The organism is Patiriisocius marinistellae, assembly GCF_009014635.1.
Classification (GTDB): domain Bacteria; phylum Bacteroidota; class Bacteroidia; order Flavobacteriales; family Flavobacteriaceae; genus Patiriisocius; species Patiriisocius marinistellae.
Map to the genome: position 1 here is coordinate 1 of NZ_BKCF01000015.1, position 4633 is coordinate 4633.

The window sequence follows — 4633 nt, forward strand, 5'->3', positions numbered from 1 at the left end:
CACCTGGAACTGCGCAAACCATTGCAGTAGACAACGGAACAGTAACGATTGATGCAGCAGGAGTGATCACTTTTACTCCAGATGCAAACTTTAATGGAGATGTTGTGATTCCTTACGTAATTACAGACGGAACAGCAACAGCAACAGCCAATGAGAATATTACGGTAGATCCGATCAACGATGCTCCGGTAGCCGTAGATGATGATTATACCGTAGATGAAGATGATTCAGTCGTATTAACTCCTTTAGATCTAGATACAGATTTAGACGGTGATACGTTAACAATTGAGTCTATCAACGGAACTGCTTTAACTCCAGGTACTGCGCAAACCATTGCAGTAGACAACGGAACGGTAGCAATTGATGCAGCAGGAGTGATCACCTTTACTCCAGATGCAAACTTTAATGGAGATGTTGTGATTCCTTACGTAATTACAGACGGAACAGCAACAGCAATAGCCAATGAGAATATAACGGTAACATCGATAAATGATGGACCTGTTGCGGTAGATGATACAGCAACAACAGATGAAGATATTCCTGTGTTGATCGATGTAACAGCAAACGATACAGATCTTGATGGAGAAATTGATCCTACTACAGTAACAATTGTAACTGCTCCAACCAATGGAACGGTGACGGTAGACCCTGTAACAGGAGAAGTAACTTATACACCGGATCCAGACTTTACAGGAACCGATACATTCGAATATCAAGTATGTGATGATGGTACTCCTGTTATCTGTGATATAGCAACAGTAACCGTAACAGTTGACCCTGTTAATGATGGTCCTATTGCAGTAGATGATACAGCGACAGTTGATGAAGATGATACAGTAATAATTGATGTTACTGCAAACGATACAGATATCGATGGCATGATCGATCCTACAACAGTAACGATCGTGACACCTCCAACTAACGGAACAGTAACAGTAGACCCTGTAACAGGAGAAGTAACGTATACACCGGATCCGGACTTTACAGGAACCGATACATTCCAGTATGAGGTTTGTGATGATGGTGCTCCGGTAGTTTGTGATATCGCTACAGTAACTGTAACAGTTGATCCTGTTAATGATGCTCCAATTGCAATGGATGATGTTTCAACAACAGATCCTGGAGTTGATGTAGTGATCCCTGTGTTAACAAATGACAGTGATATTGATAGTCCGATCAACCCGGATAATGTTACAATTATTACCAATCCTGCCAATGGTACGGTTGTGGTAAATGCAGATGGTACAATTACTTATACACCGAATCCTGATTTTGTGAATGGTACAGATACCTTTGAATATCAGATATGTGATGACGGTATTCCCGTATTGTGTGATATTGCAACAGTGACGGTGATTGTTCCAAAAACATTCTTGCCGCCTACAGCAAACCCTGATACGAATAGTACATTAGAGGATACACCTTTAGTAGTTGATGCAGCTTCAGGTTTGTTGAGTAATGATACAGACCCTAATCCTGATGAAATTTTAACAGTGACTGGTTTTGAAGTAGGAGGGATGACGTATGCTCCCGGAACTACAGTTTCGTTAACAGAAGGAGATCTTACTATTAATGCAGATGGTAGTTATACTTTTGTTCCTGCTGAAAATTACAATGGCCCGGTACCAGAAGTGGCCTATACGATCAGTGATGGAAACGGTGGTGAAGACACTAGCACATTGAATATTGATGTAACCCCTGTTAATGATGGTCCTGAAGCAGTAGATGATGTTGTAACAACAACTGAAGATACTCCTGTAGCGATCGATGTAACAGCAAACGATACAGATATCGATGGTATGATCGACCCTACAACGGTAACAATTGTAACTGCTCCAACTAATGGAACGGTAACTGTAGATCCTGTAACGGGAGAAGTAACCTATACACCGGATCCAGACTTTACAGGAAGCGATACCTTTGAATATCAAGTGTGTGATGATGGTACGCCTGTTATCTGTGATATCGCAACAGTAACTGTAACAGTAGACCCTGTTAATGATGGTCCTATTGCAGTAGATGATGCAGCAACAACAGATGAAGATACTCCTGTGTTGATAGATGTAACAGCAAACGATACAGATCTTGATGGAGAAATTGATCCTACTACAGTAACAATCGTAACTGCTCCAACTAATGGAACGGTAACGGTAGATCCTGTAACAGGAGAAGTTACCTATACACCGGATCCTGATTTTAATGGAACCGATACTTTTGAATATCAAGTGTGTGATGATGGTACGCCTGTTATCTGTGATATCGCAACAGTAACCGTAACGGTAGATCCTGTGAATGATGGTCCTCTTGCAGTAGACGACACGGCAACAACAGATGAAGATACTCCTGTGTTGATCGATGTAACAGCAAACGATACAGATCTTGATGGAGAAATTGATCCTGCCACGGTAACGATTGTAACTGCTCCAGCCAATGGAACGGTAATGATAGATCCTGTAACAGGAGAAGTAACCTATACTCCGGATCCAGACTTTACAGGAACTGATACATTCGAATATCAAGTGTGTGATGATGGTACTCCTGTTATCTGTGATATCGCAACAGTAACCGTAACGGTAGATCCTGTGAACGATGGTCCGGTTGCAGTAGACGACACAGCAACAACAGATGAAGATATTCCTGTGTTGATCGATGTAACAGCAAACGATACAGATCTTGATGGAGAAATTGATCCTACTACAGTAACAATTGTAACTGCTCCAACCAATGGAACGGTGACGGTAGACCCTGTAACAGGAGAAGTAACTTATACACCGGATCCAGACTTTACAGGAACCGATACATTCGAATATCAAGTATGTGATGATGGTACCCCTGTTATCTGTGATACAGCAACAGTAACCGTAACGGTAGATCCTGTGAATGATGGTCCGGTTGCAGTAGACGACACAGCAACTACAGATGAAGATACTCCTGTGTTGATAGATGTAACAGCAAATGATACAGATCTTGATGGAGAAATTGATCCTACTACAGTAACAATCGTAACTGCTCCAACTAATGGAACGGTAATGGTAGATCCTGTAACAGGAGAAGTTACCTATACACCGGATCCTGATTTTAATGGAACCGATACTTTTGAATATCAAGTGTGTGATGATGGCACTCCTGTAATCTGTGATATTGCACTTGTTACTATTACGGTAGATCCTGTTGCTGAAGATCTTACTGCAGTAGCAGACGACTACAGTGCGACACCAGTTAATGGAACTGTTGGAGGAACAGTACCTGGGGTAAATGTATATTCAAACGATACATTGAATGGTAATCCATTGAATCCGTCAGATGTAATTTTAACAAGCACCCCAACGGCAGAACTTACAGTAAATACTGACGGAACAGTTGATGTAACTCCTGGTACACCAGCAGGGACGTACATGATAGATTATACTATATGTGAGAATCTAGATCCAACCAACTGTGATACGACAACTGTAACAGTGGTAGTAGAGGAAGATATTTTAATTTTAGGGGTAACAAGTGATTCTCAATTAGAGGGTGCAGATTTACAACATACTGTTACTTTAAGTAGTGTCACAACAATGATTGAAATGTATCCTTTTAGTATTACTGATAATACTACTGAAGGAGGAGATGATTATATTGTAATACCAATGTTCACTAATGGAGTCACATTTGATCCTATTACAGGAATGATTACAGTACCGGTTGGAGTTACTTCGTTTACTGTTATAACAGAAACACTAACAGATATGTTAGCTGAAGGAAATGAGTATTATGATCTGATGGTAGGTGGAGAATCTGCTACAGGTACAATAATTGATGCAGATTCTACTGTAGTGATTTCAGTAACTGATGCGATAGTGACTGAAGGTGAAGATCTAATTCACACCGTAACATTGAGTGTTGCGAGCGCTACACCAATAATGTTTTCATTTGAAATAAATGATGACACAACGATGGGTGCATCAGATTACAGTTCAATGTATATGTTCAGTGATGGTGTAACTTATGATCCTGTAACAGGTACGATTACAGTTCCAGCTGGTGTAACTGAGTTTACTGTTACGGTTGCTTCGGTTGATGATTTTGTAATAGAAGAAACAGAAACTTATGACATTATTATAGATAGTGTATTTGCTATAGGAACTATTTTAGATAATGATGATTGTACAAGTGATCCTAATGGTGATTGTGATGGAGATGGAACACCTAATGGAGACGATACAAATCCTTTAGATCCATGTTTAGGAGATATTGCTACAGGTGATGAAGATGTAACAAATCCAATATATGCAAATGCAGATTGTGATATGGACGGTTTGACTAATGGTGAGGAGATTACAGGAATCGATGATCCAAACACTCCAGCAAATCCTAACGGAAATATAACAGATCCAAACGATGCAGATTCTGATGGAGATGGAGTAACAGATGGACAAGAAGCCTTAAATGGAACAGACCCTAACGATTTTTGTGATTACGATGCTATGAGTGTAGCGTTACCACAGAGTCAAGCCTTCTTGGATGCAGATTGTGACGGTGATGGTATTACCAATGGACAAGAGATTATTGACGGTACAGATCCTCAAGATCCTTGTAGTGGAGATGCTGCAAATGCTACATTACCACAGTCAGGTGATTACTTGGATGC

Annotated in this window: 1 protein-coding gene; it reads left to right on the top strand. The window is 40.4% G+C overall.

The genetic code is table 11. From position 1 onward, the window contains the following. Positions 1–4633: cadherin-like domain-containing protein (locus GB234_RS14825; protein WP_151895358.1), on the top strand; the 4633-nt coding region annotated here is incomplete at both ends.